The following is a 1717-nucleotide window of genomic DNA, read 5'->3' as shown; positions in this document are numbered from 1 at the left end:
ACGCCACCGCCCCCGGGGTTACCGTAAACCCCTTACCCCCCCCGCGGCCGGGGCCGCCGGCCCCGCCCGGCACCCCGCACCACCCACACCGACGTGAAGGGCAACCCCCATGGCTGACTACGTCCTCGCCATCGACCAGGGCACGACGAGCTCGCGTGCCATCGTCTTCGACCACTCCGGCCGGATCGTCTCCACCGGCCAGCTCGAGCACGACCAGATCTTCCCCAGGGCGGGCTGGGTCGAGCACAACGCCGAGCAGATCTGGAGCAACGTGCGCGAGGTCGTCGGGCTGGCGCTCACGCGCGGCAACCTGGCGCACACCGACCTCGCCGCCATCGGCATCACCAACCAGCGCGAGACCGCCGTCGTGTGGGACAAGAACACCGGCAAGCCGGTGTACAACGCGATCGTGTGGCAGGACACCCGCACGCAGGCGATCGTCGACGAGCTCGGCGGCTCCGAGGGCGCCGACAAGTACAAGTCGATCGTCGGCCTGCCGCTGGCGACCTACTTCTCCGGCCCCAAGGTGAAGTGGATCCTCGACAACGTCGAGGGCGCGCGCGAGGCCGCCGAGAAGGGCGACCTGCTGTTCGGCAACACCGACACCTGGGTGCTGTGGAACATGACCGGCGGGCCCGACGGCGGCGTGCACGTCACCGACGTCACCAACGCGTCGCGCACCATGCTGATGGACCTCGACACCCTGAGCTGGCGCGAGGACATCGCCGCCGACATGGGCATCCCGCTGTCGATGCTGCCCGAGATCCGCTCCTCCTCCGAGGTGTACGGGCAGGGCCGCCCCCGCGGCCTCGTGCCCGGCGTGCCGATCGCCGGCATCCTCGGCGACCAGCAGGCCGCCACGTTCGGCCAGGCGTGCTTCGAGACCGGCACCGCGAAGAACACCTACGGCACCGGCAACTTCATGCTCCTCAACACGGGCACGGAGAAGGTGCCGAGCAAGAACGGCCTGCTCACCACCGTCTGCTACAAGATCGGCGACGCCCCCCAGGTGTACGCCCTCGAGGGCTCCATCGCCGTCACCGGCTCCCTCATCCAGTGGCTGCGGGACAACCTGGGCATGTTCGAGGACGCCCCCGACGTGGAGTGGCTGGCCCGCAAGGTCGAGGACAACGGCGGCGCGTACTTCGTGCCCGCGTTCTCCGGCCTGTTCGCCCCGTACTGGCGCCCCGACGCCCGCGGCGCGCTCGTCGGCCTCACCCGGTACGTCAACCGCAACCACATCGCCCGCGCGGCGCTCGAGGCCGTGGCGTTCCAGACCCGCGAGGTCGTCGACGCCATGAAGAAGGACTCCGGCGTCGACCTCACCGAGCTCAAGGTCGACGGCGGCATGGTCCAGAACGAGCTGCTCATGCAGTTCCAGGCCGACCAGCTCGGCGTCGACGTCGTGCGGCCCAAGGTCGCCGAGACGACGGCGCTCGGCGCCGCCTACGCCGCCGGCATCGCCGTCGGGTTCTGGAAGGGCGAGGAGGACGTCACCGCGAACTGGGCGGAGGACAAGCGCTGGTCGCCGGCCATGGCCGAGGACGAGCGCGAGCGGCTATACCGGTCGTGGAAGAAGGCGGTCACGAAGACGTTCGACTGGGTTGATGCGGACGTGCAGTAGCCCTTCGGCTCGCCGTCGCTGAGGGGACGGCATCGCTTCGCCCGGACGCGTTCACGGGCGCCAGGGCGCCCTCCACTTCGGGAGGGATACGTC

Annotated in this window: 1 protein-coding gene; it reads left to right on the top strand. The window is 70.1% G+C overall.

Annotated elements, in window-relative coordinates:
* The first annotated feature begins 109 nt into the window (after positions 1-109).
* A complete protein-coding gene (gene glpK / locus ACFWEK_RS21395; RefSeq protein ID WP_430547725.1) occupies positions 110-1624 on the top strand; it encodes a glycerol kinase GlpK in 1515 nt (504 codons plus the stop codon).
* The last annotated feature ends 93 nt before the right edge of the window (positions 1625-1717 follow it).

Source organism: Isoptericola sp. NPDC060257 (assembly GCF_042726645.1).
Lineage (GTDB): Bacteria > Actinomycetota > Actinomycetes > Actinomycetales > Cellulomonadaceae > Isoptericola > Isoptericola nanjingensis.
This window is presented reverse-complemented; position numbering and strand designations above follow the sequence as displayed.